This window comes from Georgenia satyanarayanai (assembly GCF_009193135.1).
In the GTDB taxonomy this organism is placed as follows: domain Bacteria; phylum Actinomycetota; class Actinomycetes; order Actinomycetales; family Actinomycetaceae; genus Oceanitalea; species Oceanitalea satyanarayanai.
In genome coordinates this window covers 1-25,211 of sequence record NZ_VUKC01000002.1, presented here as the reverse complement: position 1 = coordinate 25,211, position 25,211 = coordinate 1, and the positions used below count along the sequence as shown (strand labels likewise).

The following is a 25,211-nucleotide window of genomic DNA, read 5'->3' as shown; positions in this document are numbered from 1 at the left end:
CCATGACCGACGCCGGGGGCCGCGAGGACCGTCTCGACCTGCGCCGCCTGCTCGTCCTCGTGCGGCAGCGGCTGCGCGGCGGCCGGCGCCGGGTGCGGGCCGCGGCCCTGCCCGTCGTCGTCGCCGCGGTCGCCGCGGGCCTCGCCTGGGCGGTGGCCTACTACGGGCTCGGGCACGCGCAGCCGTTCTTCGCGCCCATCGCCGCCTGGGTGTGCCTGGGGTTCAGCGCGGACCGGGAGGTGCGGAAGGTCGCCGAGCTGGCGCTGGGCGTGGCGCTGGGTGTCGCGCTCGGGGAGCTCGTCGCGTACACGCTGGGCACGGGCGTCCTCCAGATCATGCTCGTCATCGTCGTCGGCGCGCTGCTCGCGCGGTTCGTCGACCGGGGCCCGATGCTCACCATCCAGGCCGGCGTCCAGGGCATCGTCATCGTTGCGCTGCCCGTCGCCGCCATCGACGGTCCGACGGGCCGGTGGACCGACGCGCTCGTCGGCGGCTCCTTCGCCCTGCTCGTCGCGATCCTCACCCCGCAGGACGCCCGCCGCCGCGCGCGGCAGCTCGCCGCCGCCAGCCTCTCCGACCTCTCGCAGATGCTCAGCACCCTGGGCAAGGGCCTGCGTGACGGGGACGCGGAGCGGATGCGGGACGCCCTGGCCCTGGGCCGCAGCACCCAGGGCACCCTCGACGACTGGGCCTCGGTGGTGCGCAACGTCGAGCAGTCGGCCCGGATCTCACCGGCCGCACGCCGCTACCTGCCCGAGCTGGCCCGCCTCCGGCGGGCGAGCACGCTCGCCGACCGTGCCATGCGCAACGCCCGCGTCATCGCCCGCCGCGGCCTCGCCGCCGTCGAGCAGGGCGCGCAGGACGTCCGGGTGAGCGAGGCCCTCGACGGCCTCGCCGTCGGTGCGCTCCGCCTCGGTGAGGCGCTGGGCAGCGGCGCGAGCACCGCGGACGCCGCCCAGGTCCTCACCCTCGTCACCGGCGAGCTCGACCCCGCCGACGTCGACGACCCGGGCTGGCACCTGCAGACGCTGGTCATCCTCATGCGCTCGCTCACCATCGACCTCCTCCAGGCGTCCGGCCTCAGCGCCGCGGAGGCCAGCCACCTCCTCGCCCGCTAGGGCTGCGCGCGCGGCGCCGTCTCGTAGACTCGCGCAGTGGGAATCATCGGCAGCATGCAGTTCTTCCTCTTCCTCGCCCTGGCGCTCGCGGCCTTCGCCGTGGAGGTGTGGGCGCTGCTGCACTGCCTGCGCCAGCCCGCCCAGGCCTTCAGCTACGCGGGCAAGCGGACGAAGAACTTCTGGTTGATCGTCCTCGCCGTCAACGTCGCGCTCGGCTTCGTGGCACTGCCGCCCTTCGGGCCGCTGTCCGGCAGCTTCCTCTCGATCATCCTCGTCATCCCGGCCGCCATCTACCTCACCGACGTCAAGCCGGCCGTGAGCGGCTACGGCCGCGGTCGCCGCGGCGGGGGCGGTTGGTGAGGACGGTCCTCCAGCGGGCCGACGGCGCGTCGGTCCACGTCGACGGCGAGCGGGTCGGCGGCTTCACCGGTCCCGGCCTCGTCGCGCTCGTCGGCGTCACGCACGAGGACGGGCCCGAGCAGGTCGAGCGCACGGCGCGCAAGATCGCCGAGCTGCGGATCCTGCGGGAGGAGCGCTCCGTGCTCGACGACGGCGCGCCCGTCCTCGTCATCTCCCAGTTCACCCTCCACGCCGACGTGCGCAAGGGCCGGCGTCCCTCGTGGAACGGCGCCGCCCCGGCGGAGGTCGCCGAGCCCGTGGTCGACGCCGTCGTCGCCGCCCTGCGCGAGCGCGGGGTGCGCGTCGAGACCGGCCGCTTCGGCGCCGACATGCGCGTCTCCCTCGTCAACGACGGCCCGGTCACGATCGTCCTCGACGTCTGACAGCCCGCGGTCAGGGCGTCGCGAGCGCCTCGGTGAACGCGGTGAGGACCTCCTCGCTGGACAGGACGAAGCGCACGAGCTCGACCTGGCCCGACCGGCCCCGGACGGCGGCGACCGCCACGCGCGCCACCTCGGTGGCTTCCCAGCCGTAGACGCCGGCGCTCACGGCAGGGACGGCCACCCGCCGCGCCCCGACGGCGTCGGCGACGTCCAGGGCGCTGGTGAAGCAGGAGGCGAGGAGTGCCGGGTCGGTCTCCCCGCGGTGCCGGTTGGGCCCCACCGTGTGGATGACCCACGGTGCGGGCAGGTCGTAGCCGGCGGTCGGCACGGCCTGGCCCGCGGGCAGCCCGTCGGGCAGCTCGGTGCGCCGCAGCTCCATGCACTCCTCGAGCAGCCGCGGGCCGGCGGCCCGGTGGATCGCGCCGTCGACCCCGCCGCCGCCCAGGAGGGAGGAGTTGGCGGCGTTGACGACGGCGTCGACGTCCTGGGTGGTGATGTCGCCCTGCACGGCCTCGATACGCATGGGGACCATGGTGCCGCAGCGAGGCCCGCGGGCGCGGGGGCCTGTGGAGGAGGACGATGGAGTCACGCCCCTGGCGAACACGGGCAGGTTCGCGCGAGGCCCGCCGTTAGCATCGATGAACGCTGCCCGGCTGGGACCACCCGGCCACGCCGCCTCGAAGGAGCCCTGATGTTCGAGAGATTTACCGACCGAGCCCGTCGGGTGATCGTCCTTGCCCAGGAAGAGGCACGGATGCTCAACCACAATTACATCGGGACCGAGCACATCCTGCTCGGCCTCATCCACGAGGGCGAGGGCGTCGCCGCCAAGGCGCTGGAGTCGCTCGACATCTCCCTCGAGGGAGTGCGGCAGCAGGTCACCGAGATCATCGGTGAGGGCCAGCAGGCCCCCGGCGGCCACATCCCCTTCACGCCGCGCGCGAAGAAGGTTCTCGAGCTGTCGCTGCGCGAGGCGCTCCAGCTGGGCCACAACTACATCGGCACCGAGCACATCCTCCTCGGCCTCATCCGCGAGGGCGAGGGCGTGGCGGCGCAGGTGCTCAACAAGCTGGGCGCCGACCTCAACCGCGTGCGCCAGCAGGTCATCCAGCTGCTCTCCGGCTACCAGGGCAAGGAGGCCGTCGCGGCCGGCGGCCCCGCGGAGGGGCAGCCCTCCGGCTCCGCCGTCCTCGACCAGTTCGGCCGCAACCTCACCCAGGCCGCCCGCGAGGGCAAGCTCGACCCGGTCATCGGGCGCGAGCAGCCGATCGAGCGCGTCATGCAGGTGCTCTCGCGCCGCACGAAGAACAACCCCGTCCTCATCGGTGAGCCCGGTGTCGGCAAGACCGCCGTCGTCGAGGGCCTGGCCCAGGCGATCGTGCGCGGCGACGTGCCCGAGACCCTGCGCGACAAGCAGCTCTACACCCTCGACCTCGGCTCGCTCGTCGCCGGGTCCCGCTACCGCGGAGACTTCGAGGAGCGCCTGAAGAAGGTCCTCAAGGAGATCCGCACCCGCGGCGACATCGTCCTGTTCATCGACGAGATCCACACGCTCGTCGGTGCGGGTGCGGCCGAGGGCGCGATCGACGCCGCGAGCATCCTCAAGCCGATGCTCGCCCGCGGTGAGCTGCAGACCATCGGTGCCACGACCCTGGACGAGTACCGCAAGCACATCGAGAAGGACGCCGCCCTCGAGCGCCGCTTCCAGCCGATCCTCGTGGACGAGCCGTCCGTGGCCCACACCATCGAGATCCTCAAGGGGCTGCGTGACCGGTACGAGGCGCACCACCGCGTCTCGATCAACGACGAGGCGCTCATCGCCGCCGCGACGCTGGCCGACCGCTACGTGTCGGACCGCTTCCTCCCGGACAAGGCGATCGACCTCATCGACGAGGCGGGCGCGCGCCTGCGCATCCGCCGGATGACCGCCCCGCCGGAGCTCCGCGAGCTCGACGAGCAGATCTCCGAGGTCCGCCGCGAGAAGGAGTCGGCGATCGACGACCAGGACTTCGAGAAGGCCGCCTCGCTGCGCGACGACGAGAAGCAGCTCTCCGCGCGCCGGGTCGACCGGGAGAAGGCCTGGAAGTCCGGCGACCTCGACACGGTCGCCGAGGTGGACGAGGACCTCATCGCCGAGGTGCTGGCGATGTCGACCGGCATCCCGGTCTTCAAGCTCACCGAGGCCGAGTCCTCCAAGCTCCTCCACATGGAGGCGGAGCTCCACAAGCGGATCATCGGCCAGGAGGCCGCGATCACCGCGCTGTCCCAGGCGATCCGCCGCACCCGCGCCGGCCTCAAGGACCCCAAGCGTCCCGGCGGCTCGTTCATCTTCGCCGGACCCACCGGCGTCGGGAAGACCGAGCTCGCCAAGGCGCTCGCGGAGTTCCTCTTCGGTGACGAGGACGCGCTCATCCAGCTCGACATGAGTGAGTTCTCCGAGAAGCACACGGTCTCGCGCCTCTTCGGCTCGCCCCCCGGCTACGTCGGCTACGAGGAGGGTGGTCAGCTCACCGAGAAGGTGCGCCGCCGTCCGTTCTCCGTCGTCCTGTTCGACGAGGTGGAGAAGGCCCACGCGGACATCTTCAACTCGCTCCTGCAGATCCTCGAGGACGGCCGCCTCACCGACGCCCAGGGCCGGGTGGTGAACTTCAAGAACACCATCATCATCATGACGACGAACCTCGGGACCCGGGACATCGCCAAGGGCGTGCAGACGGGCTTCCAGGCGAGCGGCGAGCTGTCCAACGACTACGAGCGGATGAAGACGAAGGTCAACGAGGAGCTCAAGCAGCACTTCCGGCCCGAGTTCCTCAACCGCGTGGACGACACCATCGTGTTCCCGCAGCTCACGCAGGACCAGATCGTCCAGATCGTCGACCTCATGATCGCCCAGCTCGACGAGCGCATGCGCAACCAGGGCATGGCGATCCGCCTGACCGGCGCGGCCAAGGTGCTGCTCGCCGAGCGGGGCTACGACCCCGTCCTCGGTGCCCGGCCGCTGCGCCGCGCGATCCAGCGCGAGATCGAGGACGTCCTGTCGGAGAAGATCCTCTACGGCCAGATCCACGCCGGCCAGACCATCGAGGTCGACGCCGCGGGCGAGGGCGTGCTCGGGGAGTTCCTCTTCCGCGGGCTGGACGAGGGCGAGATCGTCACGCCCGAGCCGGTCGGCGTCGGCGGCACCACGACCGTCGAGCAGCGCCAGATGCCCACCGCCCCCCAGGGCGGCGGCGCGGGCGGCGGCGGACAGCTGCAGCCCGGAGCCTGACGAACGGCGCCTGAAGGCCCGGCAACCCCGCGGGTTGCCGGGCCTTCGCGCGTCCGTGACAGAGGCCTCCGCAAGATCTTCGGCCGTAGGCCTCGCCCTATCGGCCCAGGCCCGCTACAGTTGTAACTGCTTCGGCATCGGCCGGGGCTTTTTTATCGAGGAGTTTGCATGGCTACTGGCACCGTGAAGTGGTTCAACGGCGAGAAGGGGTTCGGCTTCATTGCTCCCGACGGCGGGGGTGCGGATGTCTTCGTCCACTACTCGGCCATCGCCACGAGCGGCTACCGCTCGCTCGACGAGGACCAGAAGGTCGAGTTCGACACCACGCAGGGCCCCAAGGGCCCCCAGGCGGAGAATGTCCGCCCCCTCTGATCTGAGGTGACCGCGCACCGTCTTCACTGACTGCGCACCCCGCTGCAGCCCGCCACCGTCGAACGGTGGCGGGCTGTGGTGCGTCCGGGCCCGGTGACCTGCGCCGTCCGTCGTGCGAGTCCCGGACGTCGCCCATAGTGTGGATGGCAGAGAGGCCAGGACCGGTCTCCGCGACGGAAGGAGTTGCTCCATGGGCACTGACGACAAGATCGCGAACTCGACGGAGAAGACCTCGGGCAAGATCAAGGAGGCCGTCGGCGACGCGACCGACAACAGGGACCTCCAGGCCGAGGGCCACAAGGACCAGACCAAGGGCAGCCTCAAGCAGGCCGCCGAGAACGTCAAGGACGCCTTCAAGTAGACGGCTCCTGACGCCCCGCGGTGACACCCGTCCCGCGGGGCGTTCGCCTGTCCGGCCCGCGCCCGTGCAAGATCAGGGCCGCAGGGGACACAGGCAGGGTGGTGGCATCCGGACACGAGAGGGGCGCCGTGCGCGACGACGCGTGGTTCGAGGGGCTCTACCGTGACCACGCGACCGCCGTGTACCGGTACCTGCTGCGCCGTGCGCCGGCCGCGGACGCCGAGGACCTCACTGCCGACGTCCTCGCCACCGCCTGGCGACGCCGCGACGACGTGCCCGCCGACGCGGAGCTGCCCTGGCTCTACCGCACGGCCGGCTTCGTCCTGGCCAACCACCGCCGCAAGATCGTCCCCCTCCCGGTGGAGAACCTTCCCGACGCACGCGACGACGACGGTGACCCAGCGCTGGCGGCCGTCGCCGACGACGACGTCCGGGTGGCGCTGGCGGCGCTGAGCGAACGTGACCGGCAGATCCTCGTCCTCCACGCGTGGGAGGGGCTGGGCGGCAACGAGCTGGCGCAGGTTCTCGGGATCTCCCGGGGCGGAGCCGACGCCGCCCTGTCCCGGGCCCGCGCCCGCCTGACCGCGGCCTGGCCGGACTGACCCGGCGCCGCCCGGGTCAGGCCAGGCGGGCCAGCGCGAGAGCGACGAGCTCGACCATGTCGGGCTGCGGGTCGGGCAGCTCGTCGACCGGCCACCAGGCGACGTCGAGGGACTCGGCGGACACGGCGTGGGCGGCGCCGACGGGTGCCGTGGCGACGAAGCGGACGTCCAGGTGCGTGGCCCCGCCGCGCGGGTCGCAGAACGGCACGGGGTGCGCGCTGAGCTGCACCGGCACCGGGTCGAGGACGAGGGCGTCGATGCCGGACTCCTCGCGGGCCTCGCGCAGGGCGGCGGCGGCCAGCGTGGGGTCGCCGGGCTCGACGTGCCCACCGAGCTGGAACCAGCGCTGGGCCTTGCGGTGCAGGGTGAGCAGCACGCTGCGGCGGTCGGCCGAGACGACGACGGTGCTCGCCGTCAGGTGGTCGGGGTAGCACTCGCGCAGCACGCCGAGCGGCTCGGCCCGCAGGTGGGCGACGTAGCGCTCGCGCAGCTGCTCCTGCCGTGGCGTGGGGGCGTGCCAGGTCTCGAGCACGGCGAGGGCGGAGGAGTGGAGGGTGGGAGGCACGGTGACCAGCGTGCCACCACCGGCGCAAGATCCGGGCGGCTCGCCACACAGGTGGGGTAGGAGCAGGCCCACCCAGTCCTAACCCCGGAGGTCACCATGGACGAGGACGAGGCAGTCGCTCGGGTACGCGGCGCCGACCCCGCCGCCGGCGCCGAGCCGGACGGCGAGCGGCTGGCCGCGCTCACCAGCGAGCGGCGTGCGGACGAGCTCGCGGCGCGGCGCGGCCGCCGGGGTGCGCGGTGGGCGGCGGTGGCCGCCGTCGCGGCCGGCGCGCTCGTCGTCGGCGGCGGGGCCGGGTTCGGGGTCGGCCGGGCCACGCAGGACCCGGCCACGTCGACCCTCGACGCCGGTGCGCCCGCGGAGCGCAGCGTCGCCGCCGGCGCCCCGGAGAGCATGTCCTCCGCCGACACGTCCCTCGCCGGCGGCTACGGCGGGGAGCGCACGACCTTCACCGCCGCGGGGCTGAGCGACGCGGGCGGCACCGCGACGGCCTGGGCCTTCGACGGCGCCGCCGTCTTCTCCGAGGAGACCGCCGCCCGCGTGGCCGAGGTCCTCGGGGTCGAGGGGGAGCCGCGCCTGGAGGGCGGGTGGAACGTCGGCCCGGTCGACGGCAGCGGCCCGACCCTCAGCATCGGCCCGGACGCCGCGGTGACCGTCTACTACAGCGACCCCGCGCTCTACGCGGGGCTGGAGGACGTCGCGCCCGCCGAGCCCATGGACGAGGGTGCCGCCGAGGGCGGGGACGCCGCCTCCGGCGGGGACGGGGACGTCGGGACGTCCGCTGTCGAGCCGCTCCCCGCTCCCGGTGGGGGCGACGAGCCGAGCGCCGTCGCGCCGGAGGGGTCGGCGCCGGACGGGGCGGCCGGTGCCCTGTACGAGACGCTCGCCGCGCTCGGGCTGGACCCCGAGGCGGCCGAGTACGCCGAGCAGGACGCGTGGGCGGGGCACCCGGCGACGAGCGTCGTCGCGCACCACGTCGTCGCGGGGCTGCGCACCGGTCACAGCTGGTACGCCGACGTCGTCGACGGCGAGGTGATGTCCCTCTCCGGTCCGCTCGCACCGGTCGTCGATCTCGGCGCGTACGACGTCGTCAGCCCCGCGGCGGCGGTCGAGCGGCTCGCCGACCCGCGCTTCGGTGGCAGCCCGGTGTGGTCGGAGGACGTCGCGATCATGCCGGTGCCCGAGCCGGACGGGCGCAGCTGGGACGACCCGCCCGCCCCGCCGCCGGCGGCCGGTGCGCCCGTCCCGTGGCCGGTCACCGACGTCACCATCACGACGGCGGAGCCGAGCCTGACCGAGCACTGGACGGACGGGGGCAGCAGCCTCCTGCTGCCGGCCTACGACCTGAGCGACGCCGAGGGACGGACCTGGCGGGTGCTGGCCGTGGCCGACCACGAGCTGGCGTTCTAGGACGCCACGAGAGGCGTCGTCCCGGCCGGTTGGAGGGCCGGCCGGGGCGGTGCCGGTCAGTCGGTGCGCTCGTCGACGAGGTCGGCGTACTCCGGGTGCTCGTCGATCCACCCGGCCATGAACGAGCACTCCGGCACGACCCGGAGCCCCTCGGTGCGGGCAGCCTCCAGCGCCGCGCTCGCGAGGGCGGAACCGACGCCCTGCCCCGCGGCGGACGGCTCGACGACGGTGTGCGTGAGGACGACGACGTCGGCGTCACGCTCGTAGACGGCGACACCGAGGAGGTCCCCGCCCGCTGTCGCCTCGAAGCGGTGCCGGGTGGGGACGTCGGCCACCTGGATCTCGACCATGCCTCAGCGTGCCCGGCCGACCGCCCCCTCGCACGCCGAGAACCCTCGATGGATGTGGGTGGGCGTCGCTAGAGTGGGCACACGTCCGCGGTGTCGGGGACCGCGGGGACCACCGGAGGCGACGATGCCGAAGTACGTGTACCGCTTCAGCGAGGGCGGGATGGACCAGAAGGACCTGCTCGGTGGCAAGGGCGCGAACCTCGCCGAGATGAGCAGGCTCGGTCTGCCGGTGCCCCCGGGCTTCACGATCACCACCGAGGCGTGCCGCGCGTACATGCGCGACGGGCACGTCCCGGCGGACCTGCGCGTGGAGGTGACCCTCGCGCTGCGTCAGGTCGAGGACACCCTCGGCCGCAGTCTCGGGGACTTCCACGAGCCGCTCCTCGTGTCGGTGCGCTCGGGCGCGAAGTTCTCCATGCCCGGGATGATGGAGACGGTCCTCAACGTCGGGCTCAACGACGCCTCGGTGCAGGGCCTCACCGCCGTCACCGGGGACGAGCGCTTCGCGTGGGACTCCTACCGCCGGCTCGTCCAGATGTTCGGCAAGACCGTCCTCGGCATCGACGGGGACCTCTTCTCCGGTGCCCTCGAGGAGCTCAAGGCCCGGCGCGGCGCCACGGACGACACCGAGCTCACCGGCGAGGACCTGCGGGGACTGACAGGAACGTACAAGGGCATCGTCCGCGAGCAGTCCGGCCACGACTTCCCGCAGCACCCGCGCCAGCAGCTCGACATGGCCATCGAGGCGGTGCTCCGCTCGTGGAACACCGACCGGGCGGTCCTGTACCGCCGCCAGGAGGGCATCCCCAACGACCTCGGCACGGCGGTCAACGTCCAGGCGATGGTGTTCGGGAACCTCGGCCCCACGTCGGGCACCGGGGTCTGCTTCACCCGCGACCCCTCGACCGGCCACTCCGGCGTGTACGGCGACTACCTGCCGAACGCCCAGGGCGAGGACGTCGTCGCGGGCATCCGCAACACCGTGCCGCTCGCCGAGCTCGAGCGCTTCGACGCCGAGGCGTACACCGAGCTGCGGCAGGCGATGCGGCGGCTGGAGACCCACTACCGCGACCTGTGCGACATCGAGTTCACCATCGAGGACGGCAAGCTCTGGCTGCTGCAGACGCGGGTGGGCAAGCGCACCGCCGCGGCAGCGTTCCGGGTGGCCACCCAGCTGGTGGACGAGGACCTCATCACCATGGACGAGGCCATCGGCCGGGTGAGCGGCGCCCAGCTGGGCAAGCTCCTCTTCCCGCAGTTCGACGCCGACGCGGACAGCGAACGCCTCACCACCGGCATGGCCGCGTCCCCCGGCGCCGCCGTCGGCGAGATCGTCTTCGACAACGCCCAGGCCGTCGAGCGCAGCGAGGCGGGCGCCGACGTCATCCTCGTGCGGCGGGAGACGAACCCCGACGACCTCCAGGGCATGGTGGTCGCCGCCGGCATCCTCACCTCCCGGGGCGGCAAGACGTCCCACGCGGCCGTGGTCGCCCGCGGGATGGGCACCTGCGCCGTCGTCGGCGCGGACGAGCTCGACGTCGACGTCGTCCGCCGCGAGGTACGGGTCAACGGCCGCACCCTCCACGCCGGGGACACCATCGCCATCGACGGGACGTCCGGCGAGGTCTTCCTCGGCGAGGTGCCCGTCGTCGACTCCCCGGTGATGACCTATATCGCCGAGGGCCTCGACGCCGGGCTGGCGGCGGCGCCGGACGAGCAGACCCGCGAGCTCATCGAGGCGGTCCACCGCATCCTCACGCACGCCGACGACGTCCGGCGGCTGCGTGTGCGCGCCAACGCCGACACCGAGGAGGACGCGCGCCGCGCGCGTGAACGCGGCGCCGAGGGGATCGGGCTGTGCCGCACCGAGCACATGTTCCTCGGCGAGCGGCGCGCCCTCGTCGAACGGGTCATCCTCGCCGGTGACGACGAGGAGGAGCGGGACGCGGCGCTGGAGGCGCTGCTGCCGCTCCAGCGGGAGGACTTCGGCGAGATCCTGCGGGCCATGGACGGCCTGCCGGCGACGATCCGGCTCATCGACCCGCCGCTGCACGAGTTCCTCCCCGACCTCACCGAGCTCTCGGTCGAGGTGGCGCTCGCGCAGGAGCGCGGGCAGGCCGACGAGCACCGCGTGCGGCTCCTCGGGGCCGTCCGGCGGATGCACGAGGCGAACCCGATGCTCGGGCTGCGCGGGGTGCGGCTGGGCCTCGTCGTGCCCGGTCTCTTCGCACTGCAGGTGCGGGCGATCGCCCAGGCCACCGCGCGGCTGCGCGCCGAGGGCAGGGACCCGCGCCCGGAGATCATGGTCCCGCTCGTCGGCTCGGTGCGGGAGCTGCAGCTCGTCCGCCAGGAGGCCGAGCGGGTCCTCGCGGAGGAGGGCCGGGCCGCGGGCACGCTCCTCGACCTGCCCATCGGCTGCATGATCGAGCTGCCCCGCGCGGCGCTCACCGCCCACCGGATCGCCGAGCAGGCCGACTTCTTCTCCTTCGGCACCAACGACCTCACCCAGACGACGTGGGGCTTCTCCCGCGACGACGTCGAGGCCGCGTTCTTCTCCCGGTACCTCGCCAACGGGGTGCTGCGCATCTCCCCGTTCGAGACGATCGACGGCGAGGGCGTGGGCCCGCTCGTGCGCGCCGGGGTGGCCGGTGGCCGCGCGACGAAGCCGCACATGCACATCGGGGTGTGCGGCGAGCACGGCGGCGACCCGGAGTCCATCCACTTCTTCCACGACGCCGGCCTCGACTACGTCTCCTGCTCGCCCTACCGGGTGCCCGTGGCCCGGCTCGAGGCGGGGCGGGCGGCGGTCATGACGGGGCAGGGCTAGAGGGCAGTGCCACGACGACGCGAGAGGGGACGGTCGACATGCGCCGTGCGCTGCGTCCACCGGACGGAGGGAGCACGCCGATGACCGGCGACGGCCTCCCCGACGAGGACCTCGAGTGGGTCCGCAGCGGCTCGGACTACTTCGCCCGGCGGCTCGCGGAGCTCACCGAGGAGGACGTCGCCGGGGACAGCCTGCTGCCCGGCTGGACCCGTGGGGCCGTCATCGCCCACGTCGGGTACAACGCCGTGGCGCTGCGCCGGCTGTGCCACTGGGCCCGGACCGGGGAGGAGACGCCGATGTACACGTCGGAGGAGGCCCGCGACGCGGAGATCGCACGCGGTGCCGCACTGCCGCTCGGTGAGCTGCGTCAGCTCTGCACCGACAGCCGCGACGCGCTCGACGATGACTGGCGCTCCCTGCCGGCCGAGGCGTGGGAGGCCGAGGTCCGCACCCGGCAGGGGCGGCGCCTACGCGCCCGGGAGACCGTGTGGATGCGCGCCCGCGAGGTGTGGATCCACGGCGTCGACCTCGCCACCGGCGGCTCCTACCGCGACTTCCCGCCCGCCGTCGTGGACCGGCTCACCGCCGACGTGCTCGAGGGCTGGGCGGCCCGGGGCGAGGCGGTCGACATGGTGCTCCACCCGACCGACCGCGACGGGCCGACGAGCATCGGCTCACCCGGTCCCACCGTGTCCGGGAGCGCGGCCGACCTCGCCCGGTGGCTCACCGGGCGGGGCGGCGGCGGGCTCGAGTCCTCGACGGGTGAGCTGCCCGCGCTGCCGCGCTGGCTGTGAGACCACCGACCGTCCCGGCAGAGGGGAGGAGGACCATGCCCGAGCTCGTCAGCCACGACGTCCGCGTCCACCCGAGCGCCGCGAACCTCGGGCGTGAGGAGCAGCTCGCGTGGAAGATCGCCGAGCTCGCCACCGACCCGGTCCCCGTCCCCGACGACGTCACCGAGATGATCGTCAACCGGGTCATCGACAACGCCGCGGTCGCGACGGCGTCGCTCACCCGTGGCCCCGTCGTCGCCGCCCGCGCGCAGGCGCTCGCCCACCCGTACCGGCCGGGCGCCACGGTCCTCGGCTGCCCCTCCGCGAGGCGGGTGAGTCCCGAGTGGGCGGCGTGGGCCAACGGGGTGGCGGTCCGCGAGCTCGACTACCACGACACCTTCCTGGCGGCCGAGTACTCCCACCCCGCCGACAACATCCCCCCGCTCCTCGCCGTCGCCCAGCACGCGGCCGCCCGCCGCGGTCTCACCGGGGCCGACGTCGTCCGCGGTGTGGCCACCGCCTACGAGGTCCAGGTCGACCTCGTCCGCGCGATCAGCCTGCACCGGCACAAGATCGACCACGTCGCCCACCTCGGGCCGTCCGCCGCCGCCGGGCTGGGCACGCTCCTCGGCCTCGACGCCGGGACGATCTTCCACGCCGTCGGGCAGGCGCTGCACACGACGACGGCGACGCGCCAGTCCCGCAAGGGCGAGATCTCCACGTGGAAGGCCTACGCCCCCGCCTTCGCCGGCAAGGTCGCGGTCGAGGCGGTCGACCGCGCGATGCGCGGCCAGACCTCACCGACCCCCGTCTACGAGGGGGAGGACGGCGTCATCGCCCGGCTGCTCGACGGCCCGGACGCCCACTACGTGGTGACGCTGCCCGCCCCTGGGTCGCCGAAGCGGGCGATCCTCGACACGTACACCAAGGAGCACTCCGCGGAGTACCAGTCGCAGGCGCTCATCGACCTCGCCCGCCGGCTCCACCGGGAGCGGCCCGAGCTGCGCGACCCGGCGAACGTCGAGGCGATCGTCATCCACACCTCCCACCACACCCACGACGTCATCGGCTCGGGCGCGAACGACCCGCAGAAGTACGACCCGGCCGCGAGCCGCGAGACCCTCGACCACTCGATCCCCTACATCTTCACCGTCGCCCTCCAGGACGGGACCTGGCACCACGTCGAGTCCTACCGCCCCGAGCGGGCCGCCCGGCCGGACACCGTGGAGCTGTGGCGCAGGGTGACGACGGCCGAGGACCCCGAGTGGACCCGTCGGTACCACTCGACCGACCCGGCCGAGAAGGCTTTCGGCGGGCGGGTGGAGATCCATCTCGCCGACGGCTCCCGGGTGGTCGAGGAGATCGCCGTCGCCGACGCCCACCCGCTCGGTGCGCGCCCCTTCGGCCGCGAGCAGTACGTCGCAAAGTTCCGCACCCTCGCCGAGGGGGTGCTCGAGCCCGCCGAGGTCGAACGCGTCCTCGACGTCGCGCAGCGGCTGCCCGCGCTCACCGCCGAGGAGCTCGGTGGGCTCACCGTCACGGCCCCGCCCGCGCTGCTCGCGTCCGTCTCCGCACCCGAGGGGATCTTCTGATGCTCCACGCGACCACCCCGGCCCACGAGAAGCGCGCCGCCTTCCGGCGGCGGCTCGCGGGGGAGGACCTCCTCCTGCTGCCCGGGGCGTTCAACCCGCTGTCCGCCCGGCTCATCGAGGAGCAGGGCTTCGACGGGGTCTACGTCTCCGGCGCCGTCCTCTCCGCGGACCTCGGGCTGCCGGACATCGGGCTCACCACGCTGAGCGAGGTCGCCGCGCGCAGCGCCCAGATCGCCCGCGTCACCGAGCTGCCCGCGCTCGTGGACGCCGACACCGGCTTCGGCGAGCCGATGAACGTCGCCCGCACCGTCCAGGTGCTCGAGGACGCCGGGGTGGCGGGACTGCACATCGAGGACCAGGTCAACCCCAAGCGCTGCGGTCACCTCGACGGCAAGCAGGTGGTCGAGGAGGGGACGGCGCTGCGGCGCATCCGCGCGGCCGTGGACGCCCGCCGGGACCCCGGCCTGCTCGTCGTCGCGCGCACCGACGTCCGCGCCGTCGACGGCGTCGACGCCGCCGTCGACCGGGCCCGCGCGCTCGTCGACGCGGGGGCGGACGCCGTCTTCCCCGAGGCCATGGCCAGTCTCGAGGAGTTCGAGGCCGTCGCCTCCGCCGTCGGCGTCCCGGTCCTCGCCAACATGACCGAGTTCGGCAGGTCCGAGCTCTTCACGACCGCCCAGCTCGCCGCGGCGGGGGTGCGCATGGTCATCTACCCCGTCTCCCTGCTCCGCCTCGCCATGGGGGCGGCGGAGCGCGGGCTCCGGGCGCTGCGCCGGGACGGCTCGCTGCGCGAGGAGGTCGCGGCCATGCAGACCCGCGCCCGGCTCTACGAGCTGCTCGACTACTCCGCCTACGCCCACTTCGACGCCGACGTCTACAACTTCCGACTCTGACCGCCGCAGGGGAGCACACCATGAGCGAAGAGATCCGCAAGGGCCTGGTCGGCGTCGTCGCCGACACCACGGCCGTGTCGGAGGTCGACCCGGAGAGCAGCTCGCTGCTCTACCGCGGGTACCCGGTCACCGAGCTCGCCGAGCGCTGCACCTTCGAGGAGGTCGCCTACCTCCTGTGGCACGGGGAGCTGCCGACACGGCTCGAGCGGGTCGCCTTCGAGGGGGAGGGGCGCGCCCAGCGGGCGCTGTCGGACCGGGTGCGGGCCGCCGTCGACCTCGTCCCGACGACGGCGCACCCGATGGACGTCCTGCGCACCGCCGTCAGCGTCCTGGGGGCCAACGACCGGCACGCCGGTGACCGCCGCACGGACGTGGGCAAGGCCGTGGGGCTGCTCAGCCAGATCCCGGCCGTCGTCGCCTACGACCAGCGCCGCCGACGCGGCGAGGAGCTCGTCGCGCCGCGCGCCGACCTCGGGTTCGTCGAGAACTTCCTCAACATGACCTTCGGGCGCGTGCCCGACCCCGTCGTCGTCGACGCCTTCCGGGTCTCCCTCATCCTCTACGCCGAGCACTCCTTCAACGCCTCGACCTTCACCGCCCGGGTCATCACGTCCACCGGCGCGGACCTGTACTCCGCCGTCGTCGGCGCGATCGGCGCGCTCAAGGGCCCGCTGCACGGGGGCGCCAACGAGGCGGTCATGGCGGTGCTCGAGGAGGTCGGCGAGGCCGGGCGCGCGCAGGAGTGGGTGGACCGGGCGCTCGCGGAGAAGCGGAAGGTCATGGGCTTCGGCCACCGGGTGTACAAGCGCGGCGACTCGCGGGTCCCGACGATGAGGGCGGCGCTGGACCGGCTCGTCGCGCACACCGGGCGCCACGAGCTGCTCGCGCTGTACGACGCGCTCGAGGCGGCGATGACGGCCCGCACCGGCATCCGGCCCAACCTCGACTACCCCTCCGGGCCCGCCTACCACCTCATGGGCTTCGACACCGCGACGTTCACACCGCTGTTCGTCGCGGCACGCGTCACCGGCTGGACCGCGCACATCATGGAGCAGGCCGCGGACAACGCCCTCATCCGGCCGCTGTCCGCCTACGTCGGACCCGCCGAGCGGCACGTCGGCCCTCGCACCTGACGGACGGTGCGGCCCCTGCCCCCGCCCAGGTGGCAGGATCGGGGGGTGACCGACCTCGTGACCGACCAGCGCACCGACCTCGTCGCCTCCCTGCGCCGGGCCGTCGACGGCGACGTCCACGACGACACGCTCCACCGCGGGCTGTACTCCACCGACGCCTCGAACTACCGGGTCGTGCCCGACGTCGTCGTCATCCCCCGCGACGTCGACGACGCCCGCGCCGCGCTGGACACCGCGCGGCGGCTCGGGGCACCCGTCACCACGCGCGGCGGCGGCACCTCGGTCGCCGGCAACTCCATCGGCCCGGGTGTCGTCATCGACTTCTCCCGCCACGTCAATCGCATCCTCGAGCTGGACCCCGAGACCCGCACCGCGCGGGTCGAGCCCGGCGTCGTCATGTCCGACCTCCAGCGCGCCGCCAAGCCCCACGGGCTGCGCTTCGGCCCGGACCCCTCGACCCAGAACCGCGCCACCTTCGGCGGGATGATCGGCAACAACGCGTGCGGGCCGCACGCCGTCGCCTACGGCCGCACCGCGGACAACGTCGCGCGCCTCGACGTCGTCGACGGCACCGGCCGTTCCTTCACCGCCGGGCGCGACGGCCTGGACGCCGTCCCCGGCCTGGACGGGCTGGTGCGCGCCCACCTCGCGACGATCCGCACCGAGCTGGGCCGTTTCAAGCGGCAGGTCTCCGGCTACAGCCTCGAGCACCTCCTGCCCGAGAACGGCGCCGACCTCGCCAAGATGCTCGTCGGCACCGAGGGCACCCTGGTCACCGTGCTCGGCGCCACCGTCGACCTCGTCCCCGTGCCCAGCGCGCCGGTCCTCGTCGCGCTCGGCTACCCGGACATGGCCTCCGCCGCGGACGCCGTGCCCGCGCTGCTCGCCCACGGACCGCTCGCCGTCGAGGGCATCGACGCGCGGCTCGTCGACGTCGTGCGCCGCCACCACGGCCCCCAGGCGGTCCCCGAGCTGCCGCGCGGCGCGGGCTGGCTCCTCGTCGAGGTCGGCGGGCAGGACGCCGACGACGCCCTCGACCGCGCCCGCCGGCTCGCCGCCGACGGCGGGACCGACGCCGTCGCCGTCGTGCCGGCCGGCCCGCAGGCCGACGCGCTGTGGCGGATCCGCGCCGACGGCGCCGGGCTGGGCGGGCGCACCCCGTCCGGGGCACAGGGGTGGCCCGGCTGGGAGGACGCCGCCGTCCCGCCGGAGAAGCTCGGTGCCTACCTGCGCGACTTCGAGGCGCTCATGGCCGACCACGGCGTCGACGGCCTCCTGTACGGCCACTTCGGTGACGGCTGCATGCACGTGCGCATCGACCTCCCGCTCGAGACGCCCGAGGGCATCACGCCGTCCCGTGACTTCCTCGTCGCCTCCGCCGAGCTCGTCACCTCCTACGGCGGCTCGCTGTCCGGTGAGCACGGGGACGGGCGCGCCCGCAGCGAGCTGCTCCCGCTCATGTACAGCGCCGGCGCGATCGACCTCTTCGGGCAGGTCAAGACGCTCTTCGACCCCGCCGAGCAGCTCAACCCCGGTGTGCTCGTGCGACCGCGCCCGCTCGACGCGGACCTGCGCCGCCCGCACGCCCGGCCGTTGCTGCCCGTCGCCGGCGGCTTCACCTTCCACGAGGACGGCGGCGACATGACCCGCGCCGTCCACCGCTGCACCGGCGTGGGCAAGTGCCGGGCCGACACCTCCGCCGCCGGCGGGTTCATGTGCCCCTCCTTCCGGGCGACGCAGGACGAGAAGGACGTGACCCGCGGCCGCGCGCGCATGCTGCAGGAGCTGGCCAACGGCACCCTCGTGGCCGACGTGCGCAGCCCCGCCCTCCACGAGTCCCTCGACCTGTGCCTGTCCTGCAAGGCGTGCTCGAGCGACTGCCCGGCCGGCGTCGACATGGCGCGCTACAAGTCCGAGGTGCTCCACCGCAGCTACCGGCGCCGCCTGCGGCCGGTCAACCACTACGCCCTCGGCTGGCTGCCGAGGTGGGCCGGGCTCATCACCCGTGTGCCCGCCGTCGCGCGCCTCGTCAACGCCGTCCTCGGCGTGCGTCCGGTGGCCAAGCTCGTGATGCGCGCCGGCGGTATGGACCCGAGGCGCGAGATGGTCACCTTCGCCACGGAGCGCTTCTCGCGCTGGGCACGGACGAACCCCGCCGCCGACGTCACCCCCGCCGCCGCGGCGGGCGGGCCCCGGCGGGTGCTGCTGTGGGCGGACTCGTTCTCCGAGACGCTCGACGGCGCCGGGGCCCGGGCGATGGTCCGGGTGCTGCGGGACGCCGGGTACGAGGTCGTCGTGCCGGACGAGCAGGCCTGCTGCGGTCTCACCTGGATCTCGACCGGCCAGCTCGACGGCGCGCGCCGCCAGCTCGAGCACACGATGTCGGTCCTCGCGCCCTTCGCGGCGAACGGTGTGCCCATCGTCGGCGTGGAGCCCTCGTGCACCGGTGTGCTGCGCGACGACCTCCTCGACCTCTTCCCCGACGACCCCCGAGCGCGGATGATCGCCGAGGGCACCCACACCCTGGCCGAGCTCCTCACCGCACCGGCACCGCTGGGACCCGGTGAGGACTGGCAGCCGCCCTCGCTCGAGGGGGTCGAGGTCGTCGCCCAGCCGCACTGCCACCACCACTCCGTCATGGGGTGGGAGGCCGACGCCGCGATCCTCGCCAAGGCCGGCGCCCAGGTGACCAGGCTCGCCGGGTGCTGCGGTCTGGCCGGGAACTTCGGCATGGAGAAGGGCCACTACGACGTCTCCGTCCAGGTCGCCGAGAACGCCCTGCTGCCGGCGCTCTCGGAGGCCGGTCCCGAGTCGGTCTACCTCGCCGACGGCTACTCCTGCCGGACGCAGGCGGCCCAGCTCGCCGGCCGGCACGGCGTCCACCTCGCCCAGCTCCTCGCCGGCGAGAGGCGCTGACAACCCTACTTTCGGCGGGGGTCGGGGCCCCTCGAGCGGCCGGGCGGTCATGAGAAGATGGCACCGGTCCCCACGGTGCGAGAGTTCAGGTCGAGTATGCCGCTGTTCGAGTTCGAGGCCGGCCAGCTGATCCCGGCGCAGATCGGTCACGCCGTCACCGACCCCGTCGAGCCCGCCGTGCTCGACGCCGTACGCGGACAGGTGCTGGAGATGCTCCGGCTGCCCGTCCTCCCCGTCACCTGGCAGGACGACGACGGCGCGCCCCGCCTCACCGCGATGGACCCCGCCGGCCACGTCGTCAGCGTCGAGGTCCTCGAGCGTCTCGACGCGCACGCCCTCGTCGCCGCTCTCGGCCGCGCCGGGCACTCCGCCGAGCGCGGCTGGATCGACGTCGCCCGCAGCTATCCCACCGGGGTCGGGGCCTTCCGCCGCGACTGGAACGCCTTCCGCGAGTCCCAGCCGGTCGGCACGGTCGTCACGGCCCGGGTGCACGTCGTCGCCGCACAGATCGACGACGACGCCCGGCGGGCCCTGGACGCGCTCGCCGGCGCGGGCGTCGTCGTCCACGAGGTCGCCGTGCGGGTCATGTCGAGCGGCCGGCTGTTCCTCGACGTCACCGAGGTCAGCGTGCCCGTCGCCCCGCTGCCGTGGCTCCTTCCCGGGCGCACGGTCGCCGCCCTCGAGGCCGGCTCCCCGGCACTGCCGCCGCCGCCCGCCGCAGAGGAGACGGAGCAGGAGCGGCCGGAGCGACGCGCGCGCGGCCGCCGTGCGGCCGCCCCGCCGGCCGCGGACCCGGTGCCCGGGCTCGCTGGGTCCGCGCACGCGGCGCCCGCGCCCGAGCACCCCGCGCCCGGCCCGGCAGTGACCGGGACCGCCGCCCCGCACGAGGACCTGCTCGGCATCGCCGAGATGCTCGGGCAGCCCGCCACCCTGGTCTGGGCCCGCAACGGTCACGGCGGGGAGGCGACGCTCCGGCCGGACGGGTGGATCGTCGTCGAGGGCCGCTCCTTCGGGGCGCCCGAGGCGGCGGCCTCCGCCGTCGTCGGCGAGCCCGTGGCCGCCGAGGCGTGGGAGGCGTGGCGCTTCGGCGAGGCGGGCCCGAGCCTCCACGAGGCGCGCGAGGAGCTGCGCGTGCAGCGCGCGGGCGGGCGCCGCCGGAGGGCCGAGGGCGGCCTCAGGCGTCGGCGTAGGCGCGCAGCCAGCGAGTGAGCTCGTCGTAGGCCCAGCCCCGGACGGCCGCCGGGGAGAGCAGGACGTCGTGGACCGCGTCGCGCACCCGGGCGACCGTGACGAGCGGACCGAGCCCGAGGGCGCGGCGCGCGGTGAGATCGGCGTCGATGACCGTGTCCGCACCGCGCATCTGCTCCGACCAGCGCGGCCCGAACAGTGACTTGTCGGAGGCGAGGACGAGCACCGGGCAGGTGATGTCGAGGCCGGCGGACACCTGGGCGTGGCCGGCCAGGACGGCGGCGAGCCAGCCGGGACGGATCGGGGCGCTGGGGTGCGTGCGCCACGCGGGTTGGAGCGGCCAGCCGGTGTGCGCGGGGTCGGTGAGCTCCTCGGGGGTGAGCTCGGGCAGCGCGTCGCCGCCCTCGGCCGCCTTGCCCACGCGGCCGGCGAGGGTGCGGCCGTAGAAGCCGGGGTCCTTGAGGGGCAGCGCCGCCGTGGGCTGGTACCGCGCGAGGGTCTCGATGACCGGCTGGCCCAGGGTCCGCACGATCCACGAGCCCTGGAGCTCGAGCCACGGGGAGTTGAGGACGAGGGCGCGCAGGGCGCCGGGGTGGCGGTGGGCCCACAGCGCGGCGGTGAGGCCGCCGGTCGAGTGGCCCATGAGGACGACGTCGCCGAGCGCGGGGTGGTCCGCGCGGACCAGGTCGAGCGCGGCGTGGATCTCCTCGTCGTAGGTGGACAGCGACTCGACGTACCCACGCAGCTGCCCGGGGCGCAGGCTGCGCCCGTAACGGCGCAGGTCGAGCGCGTAGAACGCGGCCCCCGAGGCGGCGGACCGGCGGGCGAGCTCACGCTGGTGGAAGTAGTCGTTCCACCCGTGCAGGTGGAGCATGACGAAGCGGGGCGGGACGGGCGGCGGGCCCTCCGGGTCGTCCTCGGGCCGGTAGCGCACGACGGTCGCGACGACCGGCCCGTCCTCGTCGGGCAGCAGCTCCACCGTGCGAGCCGTGAAGCCGTCACCGAGGACGTCGGGGCCCCAGGCGCCCACCGGCGCGGCGGGCAGGTCCGCGAGCGCCGCGTCGGGGCTGTGACGGCCCTCGTCCACGGGGGCGTCCGCGACGTCGTCGGCGGTCTGGCGCAGGAAGGGGATGCTCGGCACCCGCCCATGGTCGCTCGGACGGGCGCGCCGTGCACGCGTCAGGACCGGGCGACCTGCTTGAGGAAGCCGCCGAGGTGCCGGGTGACCTGGTCGTGCTCGACGAGGAACCCGTCGTGGCCGTAGGGGGAGCGCAGGTAGCGGACCGGCCCGGAGCCCGGGACGCCGGCGGCGATCCGCTCGGACTCGTGCGGGAGGAAGAGGCGGTCGGACTCGACGGCGATGACGAGGACGTCCGCCGTCACCTCGGCGAGCGCCGCCGCGACCCCGCCGCGGTCGCGGCCGACGTCGTGGGTGAGCATCGAGCGGGTGAGGGTGAGGTAGCTGTTGGCGTCGAAGCGCTGGGCGAGCTTGGTGCCGTGGTGGTCGAGGTAGGACTGGACGGCGAAGCGGCCGCCGAGCAGCGGCTCCTCCGCGTGCTGGGGCAGGCGCCCGAAGCGGCCCTCGAGCTCCTCGGCGCTGCGGTAGGTCGTGTGGGCGATGCGGCGGGCCAGCGCGAGGCCGGCGTGCGGTCCGTGCCCGGGCGGGGCGTCGTAGTAGTCGCCCCCGCGGAAGTTCGCGTCGAGCTCGATGGCGGCGATCTGGGCGTGCGCCCACGCGATCTGGTCCGCCGTCGTCTGGGCGCCCGAGGCGATGACGGCGGCCGACCGCACCCGCGACGGGGCGGTGATCGCCCACTCGAGCACGCGGTGCCCGCCCATGGAGGCGCCGACGACGTGGGCCCACTGCCCGATGCCCAGGCGGTCGCTCAGCTCGATCTCGGCGGCCACCTGGTCCCGGACGGTGACGCTGGGGAAGCGGCTGCCCCACGGGGTGCCGTCCGGCGCGGGGGAGGAGGGTCCGGTGGAGCCCTGACAGCCCCCGAGGACGTTGACGGCGACGACGAACCAGCGGTCGGTGTCGATCGCCAGGCCCGGTCCCACGACGGAGGACCACCACCCGGGGGTGGGGTGCCCCGGCCCGGCCGGGCCGGCGACGTGCGCGTCCCCCGTGAGCGCGTGGCAGATGAGGACCGCGTTGTCCCGGGCGGCGCTGAGCTCTCCCCACGTCTCGTAGGCCAGCGTCACGGAGGGCAGCCGGCCACCGGCCTCGAGGTGGAGCGCGCCGAGGTCGACGAAGCGCCGCTGCCCGGCGCCGTGCTCGGGGCGCCACGCCCCCGTGGCCGGGACCGGCGCGGAGTCGAGTCGCGCCCGCACGCGGTGAGCGGTGGTCTGACCGTTCACCGCGTGCGGGCGGCGCTCCTCGGGGGGCACGGTGCTACTCGCCCCCGACCGCCGCGGCTGCCTGCGAGACCGCGGCGGCGGCGCGCAGGCCGGTCTGCAGGTCGGCGAGGATGTCGTCGATGTGCTCGAGCCCGACGGCGAGGCGCACGAGACCCGGGCTGACGCCCGCGGCGGTCAGGGCCGCCTCGTCGAGCTGGGAGTGCGTCGTGGACGCCGGGTGGATGACGAGGGAGCGGACGTCGCCGATGTTCGCGACGTTGGAGTGCAGCTCGAGGGCGTCGACGAAGGCGATGCCCGCCTCGTAGCCGCCGGCGAGCTCGAAGGTGAGTACGGCGCCGGCGCCCTTGGGGGCGTACTTCTGCGCCCGCTCGTACCACGGCGAGGACGGCAGACCGGCGTAGCCGACCTTCGTCACCTGGTCCTGCGCCTCGAGGAACTCCGCCACCCGCTGGGCGTTGGCCACGTGCCGCTCCACGCGCAGCGAGAGCGTCTCGATGCCCTGACCGATGAGGAACGCGTTGAACGGGGAGACGGCCGCGCCGATGTCCCGGAGCAGCTGGACGCGGGCCTTGAGGATGAACGCCGGGGCGCCGAGGTCCTTGAAGACGAGCCCGTTGTAGCTCGGGTCGGGGGTGTTGTAGTTCGGGAACTTCTCGGGGTCGGCGGACCAGTCGAACTTCCCGCCGTCGACGATGGCGCCGGCGATCGAGGTGCCGTGGCCGCCGAGGTACTTGGTCGCCGAGTGGACGACGATGTCCGCGCCGTGCTCGAGCGGGCGGATGAGGTAGGGGGTCGCGACGGTGTTGTCGACGACGAGCGGCACACCGTTCTCGTGGGCGATCCCGGCGACGGTCTCGATGTCGAGGATGTCCTGCTTGGGGTTGGGGATCGTCTCGGCGAAGAAGAGCTTGGTGTTCGGCTGGACGGCGTCACGCCAGGCCTGCGGGTCGTCGGGGTCGGTGACGAACGTCGTCGTGATCCCGAACTTCGGCAGGGTGTGGCGCAGCAGGTTGTAGGTGCCGCCGTAGAGGCTGGGGCTGGCGACGACGTGGTCGCCGGCCTCGGCGATGTTGAGGATCGCGAAGGTCTCGGCCGCCTGGCCGGAGGCGACGAGGAGGCCGCCGACACCCCCCTCGAGCGCCGCGATGCGGTCCTCGACGGCTGCCTGCGTGGGGTTGGTGATGCGGGTGTAGATCGGGCCGAGCTCGGCGAGGGCGAAGCGGTTCGCCGCCTGCTCCGCGCTCGCGAAGACGAAGGAGGTCGTCTGGTAGATCGGCAGAGCGCGCGCCCCGGTCGCGGGGTCGGGCTGCTGGCCGGCGTGGATCTGCTTGGTCTCGAAGGACCAGGTGGACTCGGTCATGTCAGTTCTCCAGGTGTGGGGGAGCGGGGGCGAGCCGGCTCCCTGCCGTCACGCCGGTCCCGCGGAGGGGCTTGGCGCACGGGGGCCTGGCGCCGAGGGCGGCGGGCATGGCAACGGTGCGCAGCGTCACGTGCACATTCGTCGGCTCATGCTGGGAAGCCTAGGAACCCCCGGAGCCGCTGAGAAGGGGTGTCTCGCGCAGCGGACCCGGCGGCGCGGCGCTGTCCACGACGTGGACGCCGCTGGACGCCGCGCGCCGGGGGCGGTGCGGCCCGGGGAGCGCCGCCCCCGCTCGGCGGCGGGCCGGAGAGGCCGGAATGACACAGATGTGACTCGTGGGACGGGTGGGGCTGGTGTTCCGTTCTGGGGTCGGAGGCGCTAGCGTGTCCGTCGGCGTCGTCCCCGGCGCTGCGTGAGGCCGTCCACCGGGCGGCGGAGGAGGCACTGTGGGCTGGTTGGACCGTCGGCGACAGGCAGCGGTGGCCGTCGCCGTGCTCGCGCTCTCCAGTGGTGCGCTCGTCAGCTCGGCCACGGCCGAGCCGCCGAGCGAGGAGGAGATCGCCGCCTCGCGGGCGGCGGAAGGCCGGACCGCCTCGAGCATCGCCGAGCTCGAGGTCGAGCTCGCCGGCCTCGCCACCCGGCTCGAGGACGCGACGGTGCGCGCCCAGCAGGCCAACGAGGACTACCTCGGTGCGCAGGTCGCCCTGGACGAGGCGACCGCCCGCGCCGAGGAGGCCCGCGAGGCCGCCGAGACCGCGCAGGCCGAGGTCGAGGAGCAGCGCACCGAGATCGGCCGCATCGCGATGTCCGCCTACCGTTCCGGGCCCGGCGCCCTCGGGCCCATCGAGCCGCTCCTGTCGGCCGACAGCTTCGAGAACGCCATGCGGCGCGCGACGACCACCGAGCGCATGGGCACGCGCGCGGACGAGGCGCTGCAGCGCTTCCAGGCGACCGAGCTCGTCGCCGCCACCTTCCAGCGCCGGTCCGACGAGGCCGCGGCCGAGCAGGAGGACGCGACGACGGCGCTCGCGGCGGCCGCCGAGGAGGCCCGCGCCGCCGCCAGCGGGGCGGAGACCCAGCTCGCGCTGTCCGCCGACCGCCGCGAGGGCCTCATCGCCCAGCTCGCCGAGCAGCGCGGCACGACGGCCGAGCTCGAGCGTGAGCGCCAGGACGCCCAGGACGAGGAGCGCCGCCGCCGGGAGGCGGAGGTCGCTCGCGCCGCGGCGCTCGAGGCCGCACGCGAGCAGGAGGCCGCGTCCCGGGCCAGCCAGCGGCCCGCGGCACCCGCCCAGCCCGCCGCCCCGTCCGAGCCGTCCGCGCCCGCCCGGCCGGCGCCGTCG

At 74.3% G+C, this 25,211-nt stretch carries 21 protein-coding genes and 1 pseudogene; 16 read left to right on the top strand and 6 right to left on the bottom strand.

Annotated elements, in window-relative coordinates; genetic code table 11:
• Positions 1-2: 2 nt before the first annotated feature.
• Genes GD632_RS02610 through dtd form a run of 3 tightly spaced genes read left to right on the top strand, consistent with a single transcriptional unit; the run spans position 3 to position 1,900 of the window.
• Positions 3-1,118 carry an FUSC family protein gene (locus GD632_RS02610; RefSeq protein WP_152188433.1) on the top strand — a complete coding sequence of 372 codons (1,116 nt, stop codon included), beginning with the start codon at positions 3-5 and terminating at the stop codon, positions 1,116-1,118.
• Between the two features lie 36 nt (positions 1,119-1,154).
• Positions 1,155-1,478: a DUF2516 family protein gene (locus GD632_RS02605; protein WP_152188431.1), complete on the top strand. Its 324-nt coding sequence runs from the start codon at positions 1,155-1,157 to the stop codon at positions 1,476-1,478.
• Positions 1,475-1,900 carry a D-aminoacyl-tRNA deacylase gene (gene dtd / locus GD632_RS02600; RefSeq protein ID WP_152188428.1) on the top strand — a complete coding sequence of 142 codons (426 nt, stop codon included), beginning with the start codon at positions 1,475-1,477 and terminating at the stop codon, positions 1,898-1,900. Before GD632_RS02605 ends, dtd begins: the two co-directional genes overlap by 4 nt.
• Positions 1,901-1,910: 10 nt before the next feature.
• On the opposite strand, the gene GD632_RS02595 is transcribed toward dtd, so the two are convergent.
• The gene (locus GD632_RS02595; RefSeq protein WP_193311313.1) at positions 1,911-2,423 is read right to left on the bottom strand and encodes an O-acetyl-ADP-ribose deacetylase; all 513 of its coding nucleotides are present in this window, start codon (positions 2,421-2,423) and stop codon (positions 1,911-1,913) included.
• 168 nt (positions 2,424-2,591) lie between these two features.
• On the opposite strand from GD632_RS02595, the gene GD632_RS02590 reads away from it, so the two are divergent.
• From GD632_RS02590 to GD632_RS02575, 4 genes are all read left to right on the top strand, one after another.
• A complete protein-coding gene (locus tag GD632_RS02590) occupies positions 2,592-5,168 on the top strand; it encodes an ATP-dependent Clp protease ATP-binding subunit (protein ID WP_152188422.1) in 2,577 nt (858 codons plus the stop codon).
• Between the two features lie 168 nt (positions 5,169-5,336).
• Positions 5,337-5,540: a cold-shock protein gene (locus GD632_RS02585; protein ID WP_110852418.1), complete on the top strand. Its 204-nt coding sequence runs from the start codon at positions 5,337-5,339 to the stop codon at positions 5,538-5,540.
• Positions 5,541-5,730: 190 nt separating this feature from the next.
• Positions 5,731-5,901, top strand: a complete 171-nt coding sequence (locus GD632_RS02580) for a CsbD family protein (protein WP_152188420.1) — start codon at positions 5,731-5,733, stop codon at positions 5,899-5,901.
• A 128-nt stretch (positions 5,902-6,029) separates the two neighbouring features.
• Complete coding sequence (locus tag GD632_RS02575) at positions 6,030-6,503, top strand: RNA polymerase sigma factor (RefSeq protein ID WP_152188418.1); 474 nt, start codon at positions 6,030-6,032, stop codon at positions 6,501-6,503.
• Positions 6,504-6,519: 16 nt separating this feature from the next.
• Here GD632_RS02575 and GD632_RS02570 read toward each other — a convergent pair whose 3' ends face one another.
• Positions 6,520-7,068 (bottom strand): NUDIX hydrolase, encoded by a 549-nt coding sequence (locus GD632_RS02570; protein WP_152188416.1) that lies wholly within the window; start codon positions 7,066-7,068, stop codon positions 6,520-6,522.
• A gap of 96 nt (positions 7,069-7,164) precedes the next feature.
• On the opposite strand from GD632_RS02570, the gene GD632_RS02565 reads away from it, so the two are divergent.
• Positions 7,165-8,478, top strand: a complete 1,314-nt coding sequence (locus GD632_RS02565; protein WP_152188413.1) for a hypothetical protein — start codon at positions 7,165-7,167, stop codon at positions 8,476-8,478.
• Positions 8,479-8,534: 56 nt separating this feature from the next.
• On the opposite strand, the gene GD632_RS02560 is transcribed toward GD632_RS02565, so the two are convergent.
• On the bottom strand, positions 8,535-8,828 hold the full coding sequence (locus GD632_RS02560) for a GNAT family N-acetyltransferase (RefSeq protein ID WP_152188411.1): 294 nt from the start codon (positions 8,826-8,828) through the stop codon (positions 8,535-8,537).
• 124 nt (positions 8,829-8,952) lie between these two features.
• On the opposite strand from GD632_RS02560, the gene ppdK reads away from it, so the two are divergent.
• The 7 genes from ppdK (at position 8,953) to GD632_RS02525 (ending at position 20,171) form a co-directional block, all read left to right on the top strand.
• A complete protein-coding gene (gene ppdK / locus GD632_RS02555) occupies positions 8,953-11,655 on the top strand; it encodes a pyruvate, phosphate dikinase (RefSeq protein WP_152188409.1) in 2,703 nt (900 codons plus the stop codon).
• An 80-nt stretch (positions 11,656-11,735) separates the two neighbouring features.
• The gene (locus GD632_RS02550; RefSeq protein WP_152188407.1) at positions 11,736-12,449 is read left to right on the top strand and encodes a maleylpyruvate isomerase family mycothiol-dependent enzyme; all 714 of its coding nucleotides are present in this window, start codon (positions 11,736-11,738) and stop codon (positions 12,447-12,449) included.
• Positions 12,450-12,484: 35 nt separating this feature from the next.
• Positions 12,485-14,020, top strand: a complete 1,536-nt coding sequence (locus GD632_RS02545) for an MmgE/PrpD family protein (protein WP_152188405.1) — start codon at positions 12,485-12,487, stop codon at positions 14,018-14,020.
• Positions 14,020-14,913: a methylisocitrate lyase gene (prpB, locus tag GD632_RS02540; protein ID WP_152188402.1), complete on the top strand. Its 894-nt coding sequence runs from the start codon at positions 14,020-14,022 to the stop codon at positions 14,911-14,913. Before GD632_RS02545 ends, prpB begins: the two co-directional genes overlap by 1 nt.
• Before the next feature lie 20 nt (positions 14,914-14,933).
• A complete protein-coding gene (locus GD632_RS02535) occupies positions 14,934-16,046 on the top strand; it encodes a bifunctional 2-methylcitrate synthase/citrate synthase (RefSeq protein WP_152188400.1) in 1,113 nt (370 codons plus the stop codon).
• A 45-nt stretch (positions 16,047-16,091) separates the two neighbouring features.
• The gene (locus GD632_RS02530) at positions 16,092-18,962 is read left to right on the top strand and encodes an FAD-binding and (Fe-S)-binding domain-containing protein (RefSeq protein ID WP_152188397.1); all 2,871 of its coding nucleotides are present in this window, start codon (positions 16,092-16,094) and stop codon (positions 18,960-18,962) included.
• Between the two features lie 96 nt (positions 18,963-19,058).
• Positions 19,059-20,171: a hypothetical protein gene (locus GD632_RS02525; RefSeq protein WP_152188395.1), complete on the top strand. Its 1,113-nt coding sequence runs from the start codon at positions 19,059-19,061 to the stop codon at positions 20,169-20,171.
• Here GD632_RS02525 and GD632_RS02520 read toward each other — a convergent pair.
• From GD632_RS02520 to GD632_RS02510, 3 genes are read right to left on the bottom strand one after another with little or no spacing between them, the layout of a single operon-like run.
• Positions 20,137-21,291 (bottom strand): alpha/beta hydrolase, encoded by a 1,155-nt coding sequence (locus GD632_RS02520; RefSeq protein WP_226924465.1) that lies wholly within the window; start codon positions 21,289-21,291, stop codon positions 20,137-20,139. The two genes, GD632_RS02525 and GD632_RS02520, sit on opposite strands and share 35 nt — an antisense overlap.
• A 38-nt stretch (positions 21,292-21,329) precedes the next feature.
• Entirely contained in the window at positions 21,330-22,511 is a 1,182-nt protein-coding gene (metX, locus tag GD632_RS02515) for a homoserine O-acetyltransferase MetX (RefSeq protein ID WP_193311344.1), read from the bottom strand.
• A gap of 34 nt (positions 22,512-22,545) precedes the next feature.
• A complete protein-coding gene (locus GD632_RS02510) occupies positions 22,546-23,871 on the bottom strand; it encodes a bifunctional o-acetylhomoserine/o-acetylserine sulfhydrylase (RefSeq protein ID WP_152188393.1) in 1,326 nt (441 codons plus the stop codon).
• Positions 23,872-24,326: 455 nt separating this feature from the next.
• Here GD632_RS02510 and GD632_RS02505 point away from each other — a divergent pair.
• A pseudogene (locus GD632_RS02505) lies at positions 24,327-25,211 on the top strand (NlpC/P60 family protein); the annotation flags it as partial.